This window comes from Sulfurospirillum tamanense, from assembly GCF_016937535.1.
Lineage (GTDB): Bacteria > Campylobacterota > Campylobacteria > Campylobacterales > Campylobacteraceae > Sulfurospirillum_B > Sulfurospirillum_B tamanense.
Genome location: NZ_JAFHKK010000023.1, coordinates 20,671 through 39,866, shown reverse-complemented (window position 1 = coordinate 39,866; position 19,196 = coordinate 20,671). Strand labels below are relative to the sequence as shown.

Annotated in this window: 15 protein-coding genes; 11 read left to right on the top strand and 4 right to left on the bottom strand. The window is 47.5% G+C overall.

What is annotated here, in order from left to right; genetic code table 11:
* Positions 1-92: 92 nt before the first annotated feature.
* Together JWV37_RS09850 and JWV37_RS09845 are read right to left on the bottom strand one after the other, a co-directional pair.
* A complete protein-coding gene (locus JWV37_RS09850; protein WP_205459629.1) occupies positions 93-1,115 on the bottom strand; it encodes a hypothetical protein in 1,023 nt (340 codons plus the stop codon).
* A gap of 60 nt (positions 1,116-1,175) precedes the next feature.
* A complete protein-coding gene (locus tag JWV37_RS09845) occupies positions 1,176-1,499 on the bottom strand; it encodes a hypothetical protein (protein WP_205459628.1) in 324 nt (107 codons plus the stop codon).
* 132 nt (positions 1,500-1,631) lie between these two features.
* Here JWV37_RS09845 and metH point away from each other — a divergent pair, with 132 nt between their 5' ends.
* The 4 genes from metH (at position 1,632) to JWV37_RS09825 (ending at position 8,206) form a co-directional block, all read left to right on the top strand.
* Positions 1,632-5,078, top strand: coding sequence for a methionine synthase (gene metH / locus JWV37_RS09840; protein ID WP_205459627.1), 3,447 nt, complete (start codon positions 1,632-1,634; stop codon positions 5,076-5,078).
* Between the two features lie 194 nt (positions 5,079-5,272).
* The gene (locus JWV37_RS09835) at positions 5,273-7,285 is read left to right on the top strand and encodes a TonB-dependent receptor (RefSeq protein ID WP_205459626.1); all 2,013 of its coding nucleotides are present in this window, start codon (positions 5,273-5,275) and stop codon (positions 7,283-7,285) included.
* On the top strand, positions 7,285-7,863 hold the full coding sequence (locus tag JWV37_RS09830) for a hypothetical protein (RefSeq protein WP_205459625.1): 579 nt from the start codon (positions 7,285-7,287) through the stop codon (positions 7,861-7,863). The genes JWV37_RS09835 and JWV37_RS09830 overlap by 1 nt, the downstream gene beginning before the upstream one ends.
* A 40-nt stretch (positions 7,864-7,903) precedes the next feature.
* Positions 7,904-8,206 (top strand): DUF3817 domain-containing protein, encoded by a 303-nt coding sequence (locus tag JWV37_RS09825; protein WP_205459624.1) that lies wholly within the window; start codon positions 7,904-7,906, stop codon positions 8,204-8,206.
* A 1-nt stretch (position 8,207) separates the two neighbouring features.
* Here JWV37_RS09825 and JWV37_RS09820 read toward each other — a convergent pair whose 3' ends face one another.
* Entirely contained in the window at positions 8,208-9,602 is a 1,395-nt protein-coding gene (locus tag JWV37_RS09820) for a chloride channel protein (RefSeq protein WP_205459623.1), read from the bottom strand.
* Between the two features lie 71 nt (positions 9,603-9,673).
* Between JWV37_RS09820 and pgp3 the strand changes: the two genes are divergently transcribed.
* Positions 9,674-10,477: a peptidoglycan metallopeptidase Pgp3 gene (gene pgp3, locus JWV37_RS09815; RefSeq protein ID WP_205459622.1), complete on the top strand. Its 804-nt coding sequence runs from the start codon at positions 9,674-9,676 to the stop codon at positions 10,475-10,477.
* Positions 10,464-11,054 carry a flavodoxin family protein gene (locus tag JWV37_RS09810; protein WP_205459621.1) on the top strand — a complete coding sequence of 197 codons (591 nt, stop codon included), beginning with the start codon at positions 10,464-10,466 and terminating at the stop codon, positions 11,052-11,054. The genes pgp3 and JWV37_RS09810 overlap by 14 nt, the downstream gene beginning before the upstream one ends.
* Here JWV37_RS09810 and JWV37_RS09805 read toward each other — a convergent pair.
* On the bottom strand, positions 11,041-13,575 hold the full coding sequence (locus JWV37_RS09805; protein WP_205459620.1) for a diguanylate cyclase: 2,535 nt from the start codon (positions 13,573-13,575) through the stop codon (positions 11,041-11,043). The genes JWV37_RS09810 and JWV37_RS09805 overlap by 14 nt on opposite strands.
* A gap of 323 nt (positions 13,576-13,898) precedes the next feature.
* Between JWV37_RS09805 and JWV37_RS09800 the strand changes: the two genes are divergently transcribed.
* From JWV37_RS09800 to JWV37_RS09780, 5 genes are all read left to right on the top strand, one after another.
* Positions 13,899-14,585, top strand: coding sequence for an ABC transporter ATP-binding protein (locus JWV37_RS09800; protein WP_205459619.1), 687 nt, complete (start codon positions 13,899-13,901; stop codon positions 14,583-14,585).
* Positions 14,582-15,820 (top strand): ABC transporter permease, encoded by a 1,239-nt coding sequence (locus JWV37_RS09795; protein ID WP_205459618.1) that lies wholly within the window; start codon positions 14,582-14,584, stop codon positions 15,818-15,820. The genes JWV37_RS09800 and JWV37_RS09795 overlap by 4 nt, the downstream gene beginning before the upstream one ends.
* 10 nt (positions 15,821-15,830) lie before the next feature.
* Positions 15,831-16,547 carry an outer membrane lipoprotein-sorting protein gene (locus tag JWV37_RS09790; RefSeq protein WP_205459617.1) on the top strand — a complete coding sequence of 239 codons (717 nt, stop codon included), beginning with the start codon at positions 15,831-15,833 and terminating at the stop codon, positions 16,545-16,547.
* Complete coding sequence (locus JWV37_RS09785; RefSeq protein WP_205459616.1) at positions 16,548-17,654, top strand: hypothetical protein; 1,107 nt, start codon at positions 16,548-16,550, stop codon at positions 17,652-17,654.
* A gap of 73 nt (positions 17,655-17,727) precedes the next feature.
* Positions 17,728-19,164, top strand: a complete 1,437-nt coding sequence (locus JWV37_RS09780; RefSeq protein ID WP_205459615.1) for an AsmA family protein — start codon at positions 17,728-17,730, stop codon at positions 19,162-19,164.
* The last annotated feature ends 32 nt before the right edge of the window (positions 19,165-19,196 follow it).

Sequence of the window (19,196 nt, the reverse complement as noted above, 5' to 3'; positions counted from 1 at the left end):
GTTCCTACTTTTGTCCCTGTGATTGCTCTTGGGATGGTGGTGTTGTCGGTGGCGGGGTATGTGCGGGGGCGGAGGGCGGCGTGTAAAACTCTTTACATGTAAAGAGGCTCTTCCTTTTTTTCAAAGGGCATGGCAGCGAGGGTTGTTTTAAAGAAGAGAGCATGCTCCTCAAAGGCTTTCAACGCGGTTTTTGCGTCAATCTTAAAGTATTCCAATGTCTGTTCGCGCTCTTCTTGGGTTTGGATTTCAAGCATCGAAAGGTCGCGGTACGCGAGACGATTGGGCTCTAGGGTGGGGTTGTCTTGGTCTATCCAAACACGGTGGGCGTTTTGAACGGCACTGGTGAGGGTTTCGTGGACATTTTTATCTTCGTTAGCATAGGTGGCAAGTCCTTCTTCCAAGCTCACTGCGCCGTTTTTGTCTTGATCTAAATCGATCGTGTGGTTAAGTTCTTCGTACACCGTACGCTCGAAGGCAAGGGCTTGAGTGGTGATGATGTCGGTGGAATTGCGTGCATTAAAGGTGTCGCCATAGGCTTGATAGCGGCGCGCGCCCACGCTGGTGTTGATGGCTGTGACGTCTTCGCCTGCGTGTTCGTACACCACATCGTGGTCAAAACCAAGGCGCAACGCGTGCTGTTCGCTCTCATCGATAGTGCCGTCTTTGTTACCATCCGCCTCGCCGTAACCTCGCGTGTGGACGATTTCTTTAAGCCAGCCTGCCACGTAGCGTTCAGCCGTGCCGTTAAGACGAACGATGCCATCCTCACGCACGAAAAAATCCTCTTTACTAAATGCATTTTTTAAGTCGGCTAAGGTCTCTTTGTCAAGTTGGATGACAAGGATGTTCTTGTCATCATCGGGATTGCGAAAAGCGACAAAGTGTTGGCCTTCGTCGGGTTTGGCTTGGGGTTTGATAAGGGTTTCGCTGTGCAACGCTGCTTTGGAGAGGCGGTCAAATTGCACGCCTTCTTTGGTGTAAATATCCCCTTCTATGCGGGTTTTGACACCAGATTCTAGGAGTGTTTCGCGTTCTTTGGATTGGAGGTATTGGGAACCAGTTAAGGGCTTGCTAGCCACTGCGTGAAAGCGTTCGGGGTTTACATGTATTGCCATAATGCTTCCTTTTAATGCCAAGCACATCGGCTTAAAGCGCTAATCCTTTAGGGGGTTGTGTTACAGGTGTGATAATGCTTTGTGTTTGTATAGGTTAATCAAACGGGTCGCTTCGGGACCATTGGCTTGGTGCGTGTGGCTGTCTGAGGTGTAGCGAATCCACAGCGTAATAACACCTGTGGCGTTCATTCTTCGGGCGTACAAGGTTGCAGGATGCCCCAAATACCCCTCGCTAATCGTTCCTGTGGCTTGTTTGTACACGGGAGTGTTGAGGGTTGTGTGGTGTTGGTACATCCCGCCTATGTTTTTCCTTGGAGAATGGGCATAAAGCAGTGGGGCAAAGAGAAGGAGGGCTAGTAGGGCACCGCTTAGTTTATTACGCATCACACACCTTGGTGTTGGGTTGGAATATTAAAAAGAAGGAGCAATAAATGTTCCAAGCCTAGCGTTTACCAAACTCTTACCTAAAATTTGCTACCATCTACACCCTTTTATCTTTTACATGTAAAGAAACCAATGCAAACATTACACGACGCCATCAAAGAACGTTTTCTTATCATCGACGGTGCTATGGGCACACAGATTCAAAATGCCATTGTCCCGCCCGAAGCGTGGGGTGAGAACGAGGGGTGCAACGAGCTGTTAAATGCCACAGCGCCTGAGGTGATTTTAGAAATCCAAAGAGCCTATTGCGCGGCGGGAGCGGACATTATCAAAACCAACACCTTTGGTTCCATGAACTGGGTTTTGGACGAATACAACCTTGGAAGCCGTGCCTATGAGCTCTCCTTTTTGGGTGCTAAAATCGCCAAAGAAGCGTGCGCGCAGTACACCCACCTCAAACCCCGTTACGTAGCGGGCGCCCTAGGGCCAGGAACAAAACTGCCCTCGTTGGGACACATGGGATATGAACCTATGTACCAAGGGTACGGAGAAGCCGCGCGCGGACTGATTGAAGGCGGGGTGGATCTGTTTCTCATCGAAACAGCCCAAGACCCCCTGCAAATCAAAGCGGCGTTGCATGCTCTTTTTGACACCATGGAAGCCTTACATGTAAAGCTTCCGGTGATGGTTTCCGTGACCATCGAACTCTCAGGCACCATGCTCATCGGCACTGACGCGGCGGCGATTGCAAGCATTTTAGAACCATTTGAGCTCTTTAGTCTTGGGTTTAACTGTGGCACGGGGCCAGAACAAGTGTACCACCATGTCAAAACCCTCTCACAAGTGTGGCCAGGCCCCATCAGTGTTCACGCTAACGCGGGGCTTCCCCAAAACCGTGGGGGCATGACCTTTTACCCCATGGGCGAAGTGGTTTTTGCTAACGAACAAGCCAAATTTGCCGACATCGACGGAGTAGCGATTTTGGGTGGGTGTTGCGGGACGACGCCAGAACACATCCGCGCTCTTGAATTTACCCTGCGCTCTAAAACCCCAAAACCTCCCACAGGCGTGTGCACACCCGCCATCGCGTCGCTATTTGAAGCCAAATCTTTAGTGCAAAACCCCGCCCCTTTTCTCATCGGTGAGCGCAGTAACGCCACGGGCTCCAAGGCCTTTCGCGAGTTGCTTTTAGCCCAAGATTTTGAAGGCACGCTCAGCGTTGCGGGTGAGCAAGTGCGCAGTGGGGCGCACGGGCTGGACGTGAGTGTGGGTTTTGCGGGACGTGATGAAGCGGCGGACATGGCGAAGATTATCGCGCTGTATTCTCAAAAAACTCCCCTGCCGCTCATGGTGGACACCACCCAACTTCCTGCCCTTGAAGCGGGCCTGAAGTGCATTGGTGGGCGGCCTATCATTAACTCGGTAAATCTAGAGGACGGTATCGAAAAATTTGACGCAGTCTGCGCCTTAGCAAAGCGTTTTGGTGCCGCCTTGGTGTGTTTAGCCATCGACGAAGTGGGCATGGCTAAAACTAAGGAACAAAAAATCGCCATTGCGGGGCGGATGCTAGAGCGCGCTGTGGAGTTGCACGGGTTTCGCCCTAGCGATTTGGTCTTTGACTTACTCACCTTTACGGTAGGAAGCGGGGACGAAGAGTACCGCACCGCCGCCACGGAGACCATCGAAGCCATCCGTGAGTTTGGGCGTTTGCACCCTGAAGTGGGCTTTGTACTTGGGGTGTCTAACATCTCTTTTGGACTAGACAAACACGCTAGGGAATACCTCAACTCCATCTTTTTGCATTATTGCGTGGAAGCGGGGCTTTCTATGGCTATCGTGAACGTAAAAAACACCTTGCCTTTGCATAAGATTGGTGAAGTGGAACGCAAGATGTGCGAAGACTTGCTCTTCAACAACCATGAAGCGGGCGACCCGCTGTTTGCGTTTATCCGCCATTTTGAGGGGGTAGTCGCAGACACAAGCGGAGGCAAAGACCCTTACGAAGGGCTAGAGCCCGCCCCCTTGGTACACAAGTTGTTGATTGATGGCAACAAGGCGCGGATGTTGGAAGAGTTGGTGGGCATTAAAGAGCTTATCGACCCTGCGACCATCATCAACGAAGTGCTTATTGGCGCCATGAAAGAGGTGGGTGAACTCTTTGGCTCAGGAAAAATGCAACTCCCCTTCGTGCTCCAATCGGCCGAAGTGATGAAAGCGGCGGTGGATTACCTCAAACCTTTTTTACCCAAAACCGACAAGCAAAGCGAAACCACGCTGATTTTGGGCACCGTCAAAGGAGACGTGCACGATGTGGGCAAAAACCTCGTGGACATCATCCTCACCAATAACGGTTTTCGGGTCATCAACATCGGCATCAAAGCCGACATCCGCGCCTTCATCGACGCGTACCGTGAGCATGACGCCGACGCCCTTGGTATGAGCGGTTTGCTGGTCAAATCTACCGCCGTCATGAAAGAAAACTTGGAAATCTTAAAGGCCGAGGGGATTCATGTGCCCGTCATCTTGGGAGGTGCTGCGCTTAATGATGCTTTTGTGGAAGAGTATTGCAGACCTTCTTACGAGGGGCCTGTGTTTTACTGCAAGGATGCTTTTGAGGGCATCGTAGCGATGAGCCGCATTGAAAAAGGCAACCATGACACCAAGCTCAGTGATGTCAAAAAAGAGATTCCTTTACCTAAACCCAAACGCGAACCCATTTTGCCTGAAAACATCACCATGCCCCGCCGTGACATCCCTGTGCCCACACCGCCTTTTTGGGGAGTGCGCGAGCTTAAAACCGACGTGCGCGCTTTGGCGTACGAGTGGATAAACCACAAATTGTTGTTTTCCCAGCGGTGGGGGTACAGCGGTAAGGGCCTTAGTAAAGAAGAAAAAGCCACCCAACAGCGCGATATTTTATGGCCACTGTTTGAGAGGCTAAAAGCGGACATCGAGCGTCTTGGTTTGTTTGAACCGACCTTGTTGTATGGCTTTTTTCCTTGCCGAAGCGAGGGGGAAAGTTTGTATATTTTTGATGAGGAGCGCGGGTGGTTGCCGGGGCAAACCCCCGCTAAGAGCGACCTTGGCGAGGCTTTACATGTACTAAGTTTCCCACGTCAAAATCGCAAGCCTCATCGGTGTTTGAGTGACTTTTACCACAGCGCGCATGATGATGTGGTAGCGTTTACCTGCGTGAGTGCGGGTAAGAAATTTAGCGAGTACGAAGCTGCGCTGTACGACGCGGGGCAGTATCAGGAGTATTTTTTCCTCCACGGGCTTGGGGTAGAACTTGCTGAAGCGTTGGCGGAGATTGTCCATAAGCAGATTCGTTTGGATTTGGGCATCGCGAAAAACGAAGGCAAGAGTTTGCGGGATGTGCGCATGGCGCGCTACCAAGGGTGCCGCTACTCTTTTGGGTATCCTGCGTGCCCTGAAATTGCCGATACGAAGGTCATTTTTGACCTGTTGAAGCCTGAACGCTTTGGGATTGAGCTGAGTGAAACGTTTCAGATTCACCCCGAACAAAGCACCACGGCGATGGCGACGTACCATCCTGAAGCGTTGTATTTTTCGGTCTAGCTGGGGGCAAAATCTTCCAAGCAACACTTCTCAACAAGAGTTTCCCACGATGGGTGCCCCAAAGCTAAAGCTTTGACCCAACGGGGAAAATTGTTTCGCAGTATCGCATGGAAGATTTTCCCTTTAGTGTGAATTTGTAGGGTGGTAGTAGCTAGCCTAGAGGTTCACCCTCATATTACACAATAAGGATACCAATGAAATCACCCAAAGGTTTCAAAGGCAAGTATTTTTCTCTTGCTGCCATTACTGCCACTGTGGCAACCGTGACGCTCCAAGCCCAAACGGTCAGCGCACAGCAGGTCACGCAAGCAAGTCAAGAATACACCAAGGAGGCACACGAAGAAGACGTGTTGCTAGAGGTGGATGAAGCACCCGTTGTTGTCATCTCGAAAAAAATTGTTGTGAGCGAAGCAAAAGCTCCTTTTGCAACAGAAATTTATACGAAGTCTCACATTGAGCGTTCTCGCGCAAAAAATATTTACGATTTTTTGAACTCCCAAACCTCTTTAAATGCTTTTCCTCATTATGGCAATCCTTTTGCCCAAAAGCTTGATTTGCGTGGCTTTGGTGCCGAAAATGGCTACCAAAACGTCGTGGTGACAGTAAATGGCAGACGTCTTAATAATATTGACATGAGTCCGCAACTGCTCGCCTCAATTCCTCTTGAAACTGTTGATAAAATCGAGATTTTAAAGGGAAGCGGTTCTGTTGAATATGGCGATGGGGCAACGGCAGGCGTGGTAAATATTGTCACAAAAGAGTTTAGCGGCGCAAGTGCAATGACCTATCTTGGCAATGGAGGGAGAAAATTTGGCTCTTTGATGCTTGGCGTTGAAGAAGAGTATTTTTCCCTTTCAGGCTTTGTGGAAGAGTATCGACAAGATGGTTTTAAGACTATTGGTAGTGATGGTAAAAAAGATGAGGCATCCAGCACAAACAAAGGGTTCAAGGGAAGCGTACGTCCTGTTGAAGGTTTGAGTTTGTCTTTGGGCGCGCAATCCTCAAAAATGCGCATTTTTTACCCCAATGCCTTAACCTTAGAAGAGTATAAAAACAACCCAAAAACAATTCCCGCTCCCTCATGGGGTACGCTTTACAATGAACAATACTACACCTCAGATGTGCTCTCTTATGGCTTGGACTATGCGCTAACACAGGCATGGAAAGTCTCTATTGAGGCAAACCAAGAGCGAAAAACATCAGAATTTGTAACTTACGGGTCACGTAACCGCTACCATTATGACAGCTACGGGGCGAAGCTTTCTTATGGGGGAGATAGCCTTAAGGCGGTTCTTGGGGGCGATCTTTTTGATGGCGATCGCAAGGGTGGCCTAACAACAACAACGAAAAAAAACCAAGGGGCTTACGCAAAAGCGGATTACTCTTTAGGGCAACACACTTTTTCAAGTGGTGTGAGGGATGAGCGTGTCCGTTACACGTACAAGGACACCACTTCCCATCTTGAAAGAACACGCTCCTTAAATGCTTATGATGTAGGCTATAGCTTTCAACTTAATAGCGCCTCTTCCTTTTTTGCTAACTATAATCACGGATTTCAAGCCCCCGACATAGACCGTTTTTTTGCTTTTGGTGGTGGATTTAACGGATTTATTGACCCTATGAAAACAAAAACTTTCAATGTTGGTTACCGCTATAAAGGGTATCCGTTTGAGTTTAAAACAGCTCTCTTTCATGCGCGTGTTGACAATGAGATCTACTACAATGCTTTTACTGGAGCAAACACAAACTTTGATGAAACTAAAAAACAAGGGGTGGAGCTTTCTGGGCGGTATCAGATTATGTACAACGTGTATTCGACACTCAACTATGCTTATGTTAAAAGCGAGATTACGAAAGATGCCAACGCGGCTATCATGGGCAATGAAACCCCTGGTGTTGCAAGACACAATGCCAAGATAGCCTTTACCTTCCAGCCCACTTTTCATAGTGCTCTAACCCTTTCACACCATTATAAATCTGGAGCTTATGCGGCCGATGACATTGACCACAGTTTTGGGAAAATGGAAGCGTACCATTCAACAGACTTGAGTGGTTCGTACCGTTTTAAGCAGTATGAATTTTTTGCACAAATCACCAACTTGTTTGACCGTCCCAATGCTGTTTTTGCAGATGATGGTTTCTCTTTGGGCGTTTACCCTGTTAACTACGAGCGCCGCTTTCTTGTCGGCGTGAAAGCGACCTTTTAATGATATCCCGCCTGCGACCGTACCTGTGGTTTAAGCTCTTAAACTCCCTTTTTTTTGGGCTTTCGACGGGGAGCGTATTTGTACTTTACGCACCTCTTGAGCCTTCGGTGTATAGTCTGGGCGGGATTGTCTTGGCTCTTGGGCTTTTGGTGGTGGCGAAATTTTACGAGCGCATGATGAATGCGCGGGTGTTTTTTGCCATCACCCTCATGGTGGAGTGCGTGACGCTTGTCATGGTGGCGGGGTTTTTGCTCTTTTCTTACAGCCACATGACCGCGCTGTTTATCTATGCCAGTTATCAATTTACTTTTATGTTTGGGGGGTATTTGGTGCGCGTGGAAACGGTGGCGCTAAGGCGCAGTAAACTCATGGGATTTATCGATGTAGCCAAGCAAAAAGGCTATTTGGTAGGCATGGTGTTGGCGTATGGGTTTTACAAAGCCTTAGAGTGGCAAGGGATAGAGGACAAGCAAATGCAAGTGTATGTGCTGCACTTCGGACTTTTTGCCTTACAGTGCCTTATTCTTTTTTTGATTATTCGCGCCTTTACATGTAAAGGAAATTTACCAAGAATTTAAAAAACTCCGCTACTATGGCTGTTTTATTAAGGGAGAAATGATGTTGTTTTCAAGTATTGGACGATTGCGGATGATTAGTATTTTGGAGGGGATTTCTTATCTGGCGCTTTTAACGTTTGCCATGCCTATTAAATACATGGCGGGCGACCCTGAGCCTGTGCGCATCGTAGGGATGGCCCATGGGGTGTTGTTTATCGTTTTTGTTCTTGCACTTTTTGATGTGTGGTACAAGCACCGTTGGAGTCTGAAGTTTCTTCTTTTTTGTTTTGCCTGTTCGCTTGTGCCTTTTGCTCCCTTCTGGCTGGAAGGCAAGCTAAAAGAGCGCGAAACAAGGCAAGCGTAGGTTATTTTTTAAGGCGTCGTTTTTCTCTAAGGGCGCGACGGCGCAATGCCATGCGTAGTCTGATGTCGCGCACGGTGTCAGGCTCTAGCCCTCCGGTGTAGGTTGCCCGCGTTTTTTGAATCTCTTCCCCAAGTTCCACATCCAAATGGTCTCCTTTGGTCATCGCTAAAATTTGCGAAGGAAACACACTGCGGTGTCCTGTCATCAAAAACGCCACGATGCACGAAAGGGCTGCGTAGTGCAAGATGTCCATCCCAAAAAGTTCCCCCGCCATGATGATAGCCGCGATGGGCGCATTGGTGGCACCTGCTAGCAAGCTCACGAGTCCAAGGGCCGCAAAGAAGGGAATGTATCCATCCACCAAGTGTCCAAATACATTGCCACTGGTAGCACCCACAAAAAACAAGGGCGTGAGTATCCCGCCACTTCCCCCACTGCCTAAAGAAAGCGCGGTAAACAAAAGCTTCATGGGCGCGTCGTACCATTGGATGTTTTGATGCAAAATAGCCTCATTGCTCAAAGAGAGCCAAATGCTCTCCATGCCAAGGCCAAGGTAGCGCGTCGAGGTAAAATGTGCCAAAGCAGCAATGACAACGCCACCCACAAGAGGCGTGAGTAAGTAGTGCCATTTGATGGCCTTAATCCACTGGTGTACCTTTTGGACGACATTAATAAAAATATCGGCGATGAGCCCAAAAAAGACCCCTGCCACCAACACCCACAACGCAACGGTGATGTCAAAACTGGGAAGAACAAAATGGCTGGTTTTAATGAGGGTGTATTCAAGACCCAAAAATTGTGCCACGGTGTAGGCTGAAAGCCCCGCTACAATGGAGGGAAGTAAGACGCTGTACATGATGGTGCCTACCACTAAGATTTCTACTCCAAAAATGGCTCCGGCTAGGGGCGTGCCAAACACGGTCGCAAACCCCGCACTAATGCCACAAATCACCAGTTTTTTGCGGTCATCTGGCGAAAACCGAAACAGTTTGCTAAACAACGAAGCCGTTGCCGCCCCGATTTGCGCCCCAGGGCCTTCCTTGCCCACAGAACCACCCGTGCCAATGGTCAAGATAGTAGCTAGGACTTTAACGGGAATGACCTTGCTGTCGATGTCGCCTTTGTGTTTATGGATGGCTTCGATGACCTTTTCTGTGCCATGTCCTTCGGCATTTGGGGCGACTTTGCGCACGAGCCACACCGTCAGCACCAAAGCAAAAGGAAGCAAAAAATAATAGGGAAACCCCACATCAGTGCGCGCACTTTCCGCCCAATGCAAGGCGCGCAAGAATTGCACAATAATAGCACCGCACAAAGCGCCCACTAAGGCAGAGAGAAAAATCCATTTAGAAACAGAGGTGAAGACGACGGCTTGTTCGGTGAAGTGTTGGTTCATGGCAAATCTTTGTAGCGTTTGGTATCATTCTAACAAAACTATGTAAAATAGGGCTGATAAAAAGGGGTTTCATGAAGATTTTAGTGCAAATACTTTTATGTGTTGTGTTTTCTTATGGGTTTGAAGCAGTAAATGGCACGGTGGCGGTGTTGGAGTTTGATGGAAGCACCCAAACACTCCTCAAAGAGAGTGGGCCATTGCCCCTTTTAGCTCACCCTAAAGACCCCAGCAAACGCATCGCTTTTGTGGCAGTGCCTTACCGCCACAGTGAGGACATCGACCTTGTGCGTATTGTGGGCGACAAAAAAGAGTTGGTGCGTTTACATGTAAAGCAAGGGGACTACAAAAAAGAGACCCTGAGCGTTGACCCTGCCCATGTCTCACCACCCAAAGAAGCCTTGCCACGCATTCAGGCTGAGCGAGAAGAAGCTATGGCTCTATACGCTACCTTTACGCCAACGCGGTACTGGAATGTCCCTTTTGAATTCCCCATACAAAGTGCCATCACGAGCGATTTTGGCAATGCGCGGGTCTTTAACGACACCCTTAAAAGCTACCATTCAGGGACGGATTTTCGCGCTCCTGTGGGCACACCCATTGTCGCGACAAACGATGGTGTGGTGGTGCTTGCCAAAGACCGCTACTACGCTGGCGGGTCGGTTATCCTTGACCACGGGGAAGGGGTGTACAGTGTTTATTATCACCTCAGCTCCTTGCCGCATCCTGTAGGAGCCCCTGTGAAAAAAGGGGAAGTGATTGGCCTAAGTGGAGCAAGCGGACGTGTCACAGGCCCGCATTTGCACTTTGGCTTCATGGTGCAAGGCGTGCCCATCGACCCGTTGGATTTTATGGAAAAAATTAATGGCCTCTTTTGATGTGTGTATCATCAATGGTTCCTACCGCGCAGGAGGCGTGGGCGACCAGATAGCACAGCTTGCCGCGGAGTATTTTGCTTCTGAGGGAGTACGCACAAAAACCATAGTGCTTCGTGATATTCCTTTGGCATTTTGCACCAACTGCCGTGCGTGTATGCTCTCGGTCCAGTCTCTTGGTTGTGTGATTGAAGATGACTTTCATGTTATTATGAAAGATTTAGAAGAGGCAAGTGCGTATGTGTTTATTAGCCCTACCAACATGGGGGATGTTACAGCATTGTTTAAGCGCCTCTTGGAGCGCATGGCGGTGTTTGGCTACTGGCCATGGGGTGCACGTGCGCCAAAATACCGCAACACCACTATGAGAAAACGCGCTGTACTTTTTAGTTCGTGCGCGGCTCCTGCGTTCTTTGGAAAAATGCTGTATTGGACTTTTGGTTCTTTGCGAAAATGCGCAAAATTATTAGGCGCGCGCGTGGTGGGAAAAAAAATGATAGGCTCTTGTGCGTTAACGCCAACATACACATTGACACCAAAGCAGTGTGATGAGATTAAGCACCTGCTCAAGCACTTATAACTACTTGGTTTCTCCCGTCATTTTTGGCTTGGTATAAAGCCTTGTCAGCACGGTCGAGGGTGTCGATAGCATTATCATTGGGTTCAAAATCTGAAACGCCAATGCTACATGTAAGGCGAATAGTACCTTTTTTGAAAGGGGAAATTTGAACGGTCTTTCGTATTTTTTCTGCAAGGATGGCAGCCTCGTGCTTGTTGGTGTTGGGGCAAATGATGACAAATTCTTCACCACCCCAGCGACCCAAAATGTCGCTCTCTCTTACGGATGCGTGTAAAAAGTTAGCCACTTCTATCAAGACTTGGTCGCCCGCACTGTGCCCAAATGTATCGTTAACTGCTTTGAAATAATCCACATCAATCATGATGATGGAAAAAATCTCTTTGTAGCGCCTGGCACGTTTGAGCTTTTCGTTGTAGCACGTGTCAAGGTAGAGACGGTTTGGGATCTGTGTGAGGGCATCGGTGTTAGAGAGTGTTTCGATGTGTTTTTTGTCGGTGATATTGTATTGAAAAACATTGTACCCATCTATGGTTCCGTATTTGTCAAAAATAGGCGAAATATGCGCATCCACCCAATAATCAGAACCATCTTTGTGTCTGTTGTGAAATTCACCCTGCCAACTTTTTCCATCAAGAAGGTGATGCCAAGCGGTTTTAAAATTTTCTAAATCCATGTCGGGATGGTGAAAAAACTCTTGGGGTTTGCCAAGAAGTTCAGCTTTGGTGTAGCCGCACATTTCACACAGTGCGCTACTGACATGGGTGATGATGCCACGCGTGTTAATGCGGTAAAAGATAACGTACTTGTCGATAATATTTAAGTTTTTGGTGATTTCTGTGTTGTAAGAGTGCACGATGCGATACCGTATCACCACAAGAGCAAAAACAAATCCAAAGGCCAAGAAAATCTTCCAAAACAGGCGGTAGTCAAATCCTTTTTTGTATTCTATGTTTGACCATTGGGCACTGATGCTTTGTTTGGTTTTATTGTCGATGGTGTGCAAGGCTTTCTCTAAAATAGCATGCAAAAGAGGCTCATCGTTTCGTGTTCCAAAACCAAGGGCGTATTGTCCGTCCACTTTCCCTGCGATTTTTAGCATGCCCATGTACTCTTGCTGGAGAACATAATTTACCGTCACAAGGCTATCAACAAACCCAAACAGTTCTCCCTTGGCGACCAATTTTAAGCCCTCGGCAATGCTTTCGACCTTAATGAGGTTCACTTCTGGGTATTTGGCTTTTAAAATATCGCCTACAGCATAATCTGCTACCACGCCAATGGGGTTTTGGGCCACATCTGCAAAATCAGTAACAAAAGGCGTGCTATTGGCAGTGGTGATTACAAAAGGTGTGGTGAAATAGGGACTTGTAAAATCAAGATAAGCCGTGCGTTCTGGTGTGTGTGCAGCGAGGGTGAGAATGTCACAATGGCGGTTCTTGGCATAAGCAAGGGACATTTCCCAGCTGTGGGTGGGAAGTAGCTTGAAAGAGGTGCCAATGAGAGACTCAATGAGGTCTAAATACTGCGCACTTACCCCAATCAATTCGCCCTCTTGAATGCGCTCGTAGGGAATCCATGCAGGGTCGGCACATACGGTGATGTGTCCTTTTTCTTTAAGATAAGATTTTTCCTCAGGGGTAAGCAGTCCAAAATGGTGCAAAACGAAATCACTAATGGCGACTTGGTTTGGAATGCGCCCCATGACATTGTACAAATCGTACATGCGCTGGAGTTTGTTTTTGTCGATGTGTCCCAAGGTTTTGTTTTGATAGTAGGAGAGCTCTTTGAGCACTTTTCCCTCATAAAGGAGCGCATCTAAAGAGAGATTTTGCGTGTTGTCATGATCAAAAATATATTTTGCCGCTTCTTCTATGTTGGCATATGTGTATTCCCACCCCTTTAAGGAGGCATCTTTAAAGGCATTTACTGTAACAATATCACGTTCAATTAATGCCTCACTGGTGTAGAGAAAATCGCTGTACATATCAAAGCCATAATCTTTAGGGTAAAACACGCGGTAAGAAATTCCCATGCGCTCTAGCTCAAAAGGGGTTTTAGAAAGGTATGCAGAGATGACATCGGTATGGCCTTCGACTAAAGAGAGAATGTCGTGTGTGTGGGCAAGAGATGTGTAATCGGTGGTGCTAATGTGATGAGAGTGGAACAAAGCCTGTAAAGAAGCCTCTTCGGTGTCATCTTTGGTGGCCATGATGCGCTTGTGTTTAAAATCTTCTACTGAGCGAATGCCTGAAGCTTCGGTGGTAAGAAAGACAAAAGGACTCACTTGAAACAACGCGTACAAGGCGACGATTTTCCGATCCCGCGCGCGCTCGATAATGAGGGATTCACGCCCCACTGCAAAATCCACCAAGCCTTGCTCAACACTACTGGGAATGTCTAGTCCAAAGACAAAAGGGACAATCTCAACATCCAGACCCGCGTCTTTGTAGAATCCTTTTTCTTTTGCCATGTGGTAGCCTGCAAACTGAAACTGATTAAACCATGAAAGTTGCAAAGTCACTTTTTTAAGTGAAGCCTGAGCTTGGGCAAGGGTGAGAAAAAAAGAGCAAAAACAGTAGCCTTGTGTTCACATGTAATTCCTTAGCTTGTGCCACTAGGGTTTGGCATTCAAGTGAGTATAGGCTAGTTGAAATAAAAGCAACGTAAAAGTGAAAAAATGTTTTGTAATATGTGTGACAGAGTGTGAAGAAAAGAGCCAATAACCCAATTCACCCTTCTTTACATGTAAAGAAAAAACCACTGAAGATTTCATCTACCAAAGGTTAACAAGGCGTTAAGGTATGGGGCTTATACTTCCCAAAATTTGGGAAAGGAAACATCCTTATGGTTGAGGCAAAAAACCTTCAAAAAGTGTATAAAGTAGGAGAGTTGGAACAAGAGGTCATCAAAGATTTTTCACTCTGCATTGGGCAGGGGGAGTTTATCTCCTTAGTGGGGCCAAGCGGGAGTGGTAAAAGCACGGTACTTAACATGTTAGGCTGTCTTGACACGCCCACCAAAGGGAAAATTTCCATCGGCGACACCGAGGTTACTGGGCTTAGTAGAAGCAAAAGGGCGGATTTTAGAGGCGCAAACATTGGGTTTATTTTTCAAAGTTTCAATCTTATCCCTGTGTTAAGCGTGTACGAAAACGTAGAATACCCCCTCATTATGATTTTAAACCTTCCCCAAGAGGAGCGAAAAGAGCGGGTCATGAAACTCCTTCGCGCGGTGGGCATGGAAGAGCACAAAGACAAAACGCCCGATAAAATCTCGGGTGGTCAAATGCAACGGGTTGCCATCGCAAGGGCTTTGGTAACCAATCCTAAAATCGTCTTTGCCGACGAGCCTACGGCAAACTTAGATACCAAAACAGCCCATAAAATCATCGAGCTCATGAAAGCGATTCAAAAAGAGTTCCGCACGACCTTTGTGTTTGCAACGCACGATGAAAAGATTGTTTCCAATGTAGACAGGATTATCACACTTGTGGATGGTTTGATTGTGTCAGATGAAAGGATTGAAAAATGAACAATATCCTCAAAATCTCGTTTAGAAACCTCAAAAGAAACAGTAGAAGAACCCTTTTAACCGCGTCACTCATCACCCTTGGTGTGGTGTTTGTGCTTTTGTACACGGCACTTTCTGGGAGCTTTAAGGGCTACATGATAGGGCAGATTACAGATTCTAACATGGGGCATATTCAGATTCACAAAAAAGGCTACGTGGCATCGGTGGATACTTTGCCGCTAGATAAGAACCTCAATCAAACGGCCATTGATTTCATCGAAAAAGAACTCAAAGACAATCCCTATGTCGAGAGTTACGCGTTTAAAATCAAGTTTGGTGCCATGTTTTCCAACTTTGAAAGCACCACCAACATCAGGCTTAACGCTATCATCCCCGAACAAGAGTTTAAAACACTTCCTGCATTAGAGCAAAGAATTACAGGCCTTAAGGGCGAACTTAGTGGCGGTGAGGTGCTTGTTCCTGAGCTTCTTGCCAATGGCATGAAAACAAAAATCGGCGATACTATCGTGCTTGTGGCGAACAACAAAGCAGGTTCGGTGAATGGCATCAACGTCAAAGTCGGCGGCATTGTAGGCCAAATCTCAGGGCCTGGGGGAAAAGACGGCTACATCACCCTTGAAGATGCCAAAAAAGTTCTGCGCATGGGTGAAATGATGGAAGTAAGCGAGATTGTGATTCGACTCAAAGACTTAAGCACCCTTGAAAAAGCCAAAGTCTCTTTAGCGCCAATTCTTGAAAAACAAAACAAAGAGGGCAAGCCTTCTTTTGAAGTGCACACCTGGGAACAGTTGAGCCCTTTTTATAACATCATTCGGATGCTTGATGTGATGAATTTATCCATGAAAATTATCTTGATTTCCATCGTTCTTATTTCCATCCTTAATGTGATGGTAATGAGTGTGTATGAGCGGGTTAGGGAGATTGGGACTATCGCTGCCATGGGGACGCGGCCTTCTACGATTGTGAAGCTGTTTTTGGCAGAAGGATTGATGCTAGGGATTTTTGGGGCTATCGTGGGCGGCGTGGTCTCTTTTGGCCTTGTTGCGGTGCTCAATGTGGTCAAGATTACCTACAGCTTTGGCAGGGAGAGCGGGTTGGTGTTAAGCCCTAGTCTTGGCATGAGTGAGGCGGTGAGTGTGGGGATTATCGTCATCTTCATTTCCCTTGTGGCGTCGATTTCTCCCGCACTCAAAGCTTCACGGCTAGACCCCGTCGAAGCACTACGAACATTTTAAGGAGCCTCTTATGAAAAAAACCTTATTCACGGCACTGTTGGTCGCGGTCGCGGCCTTTGGTGAGCCAAGCATTTTGGAAAAAATCGACGCTAAAATGGCGCCAAGTTCCACTGAAACCTACCGAAAACTTGTCAACATTGAACCCGATGGGTCTAAAAAAGAGTTTTTACTTTACCAACTCAAAAAAGACAAAGACAAAATGCTTTCTCTTTTTTTACAGCCCGATAGCGAAAAAGGGCGCAGTACCTTGCGCCTTGGGGAAAACATGTGGCTGTATTTGCCCGATGTGGGTAAGCCCATCCGCATCACGTCCATGCAAAGCGTCACGGGCGGTGTGTTTAACAACAGCGACATCATGCAAGTGGATTACGCGGTGGAGTACGACGTGATAAATCAACGCGAAGAAGCGGGGGAGATTGTCCTTGACCTTCAGGCCAAAAACGACACCATCGCCTACGATAAACTCATCATGCACGTAGACCCAGCAACCCTGACGCCCACGAAAATCATCTGCTACACGTCTACGGGGATGCTCATTAAAACCCTCTATTTTAAAGACATCAAAGAATTTGGTGGTGGCATCGTGCGACCTGCGGTGATTGAAACAGACTCGCCTTTGTACAAAGGGTATAAGTCCATCTTGGTCATCGGAAAAATGGACCCAAAGGTGTTGGCAGATGAGGTGTTTACCATTGAAAATATGGGCAAAGTGCAGGAGCTTCGCTAGATGAAACGGGTTTGTGCGTGTTTGTTGCTTGGCGTGTGCGTATGGGCGAGCGATTATGATTTTGATATGAGTGCTATTGAGGTGAAGCCCTACACGCTGAGTGGCTACCTCAAGGGCGAAGCAAAGCACCAGTGGCTCAATCCTGATTCGCCCATGTACCCCAGTAAAAACAAAGAGAGCATGCAGACGTATCTGGGTGAGGCTAATGTGAAGTTTGCCTACTTTAAAGACGCGTGGAAAATCGACAGCGAAGCCATCGCTAATTACAGTGACATCGACGGGACGGTAGAAAGAGGCGTTACCCTCGCGCAACTCTATGGCCAATACAAATTTGACACCAATCACCTTGTGGAAGTGGGCAAAAAGACGCCCAAATGGGGCAAGGGGTATTTTGTGAACCCGATTGCTTTTTTTGACCGCAAAAAAAATCCTGATGACCCAGAAGTCTCCAGAGAAGGCTACATCCTCGCTAATTACCGCTACAACAAAAGCTACAGTGGTGACGTGCAAAACATCACCTTTGACCTATTGGGGCTCAAAAAAGAGCGAGGCTTAAATGAGGAGTTTGAAGGCAGCGAAGGGACGTATTTGGGCGCAAAGCTCTACATGCTTTACCACGATACAGACATCGAATTTCTTTACATGTACGCTAGCGATGACCACGATAAAATCGGTTTTGATTTTTCTAAAAACCTCCAAAGCAACTTTGAAATCCACGGCGAATTTGCCAAAACTTTAGGGGTGGATGATTATGCGTATCTGGTGGGATTTAAGTATTTGACCGCACAAGAGCTCTCTATTACGGGTGAGTATTTTTACCAAAAAAACAAAACTTCCCCCAAGGAGCCTTTTTGGGATAAGCAGTACCTCATCACCAAAATCGCCCAAAAAGAACCCTTTGGCCTCTTGTACAGCTCTGTGTACTACAAAAACAGCTACAACCTCGAAGACCGCTCTATGCAAAATGTTTTTGGCGCAACGTATAGCTTCAAAAACAACACAAGCCTCGACATTTCCTACACGAATAACAGCGGAAACAAAGGCACCGAATACGGCGGAAAGCTCGTAGAAGATGTGCTGTGGACGAAGGTGAATTGGTACTTTTAGGGTTTACATGTAAAGAAGTTAACGAGTTGTTACCACGCCTTGGTATAATACTGCTTTAATCCAAGGAGCCTAAATGCGTAAAATTCTCATAGGTCTAGCCGCCTTTTTGGCTGTCATTGTTGTGGGGCTTGTGGTTGCTGTGATGGTGGTGGATTTGAACGAGTACAAGCAACCCCTTGAAGCTAGCATTAAAGATGCTTCTGGCTACGACACGCGCATTGAAGGGGACATCACGCTCTCTTTGACGCCTGTTGGGGTGAGCGTGGGGAAGATTCACCTTAGTCAAGAGGGCAATGCCATGAGTGTTGGGGAGTTTGCCATCGCGCTAGAAGTGCTGCCGCTTTTGTCTAAAGAGATCAAGGTCAGCTACCTCACCCTAAAAGACGTGGATGTCAACATCCAAAAAGACGAAAATAGCAAACCTAGTGCCCAAGCACCAAGCGCACCCAAAGACCCAACCGCCCAAGGCCAAACACCCCCTGTGGAGGTTGCACGGGTGAATGTGGAAAATGCCAACATCTCCTATGTGGATACCCAAACGTCCACTAGGGCAACGGTGGAAAATTTGAACATGACCCTCACGGCTATCACATACGATAGCACCAAAAAAGGCGCAGGGGCATTAAGTTTGGACGCCAAGGGAAGCATCAAGAAGGCAAGCTATGAGGCATACAGCCTTCACAACATTGACGTGGCGGGAAGCCTAAAAGAGGGCTTTGTGAACATCTCGCAAATGGACTATACACTTTTTGATTCTAGGGCTAAAGGAAGCGCAACAGTAGACCTGAACTTGGCCGCGCCAAAAGTGAGCCTAAAAGAGCATGTTCCCCAACTAAAATTGGCCAATTTTTCCAAAGAAATTTTGGGAAATGACCTCTTAGAGGGCGTGCTAGACATGCAGATGGATCTTGATTTTATCGCAGGAACCCAAAAACAGGTACGCCAAAGCCTGAAAGGAACGGTGGTGTTTGAGGGAAAAAGCATGGGCATCAAGGGGTATGATGTGGACAAAATTCTCTCAGGCTACGAGGGTACGCAAAACGTCGGACTCATGGATGTAGGCTCTTTTTTGGTGGCGGGGCCGTTGGGGTTTATGCTTTCAAGTTCCGCAAAAGGGGCTAAAGCGTACGAGGGCATGAAGGGCGGCACAACGGCCATCAACCATTTGCATGTAAAGGTTCCTTTGGGAAAAGGCATCGCAACCCTCGAAGATGTGGCGATGTCCACGGGCAAAAACCTCGTGGCCACCAAAGGGGAGATTGACATGGTCAACGAGCGCTTTTTGGGGGTGAGCTTTGGGATTTTGGAAAAAAACGGCTGCGCCAAATACGAACAAGAAATCGAAGGCGCGCTTTCTAAACCAAGCATCAAAGTAACCCAAACCACGCTCAACACAGTAGTAAACATGGCCTCATCGCTTTTTGGAAAAGTAACAGACGTGGCGAGGGTACCAAAAAACAAAGGAGCTTGCCAACCTTTTTACGAGGGCAAGGTAGTGCATCCTTTGTAGGTGTTCTTGACTTTCGTATATCAAGTATATAT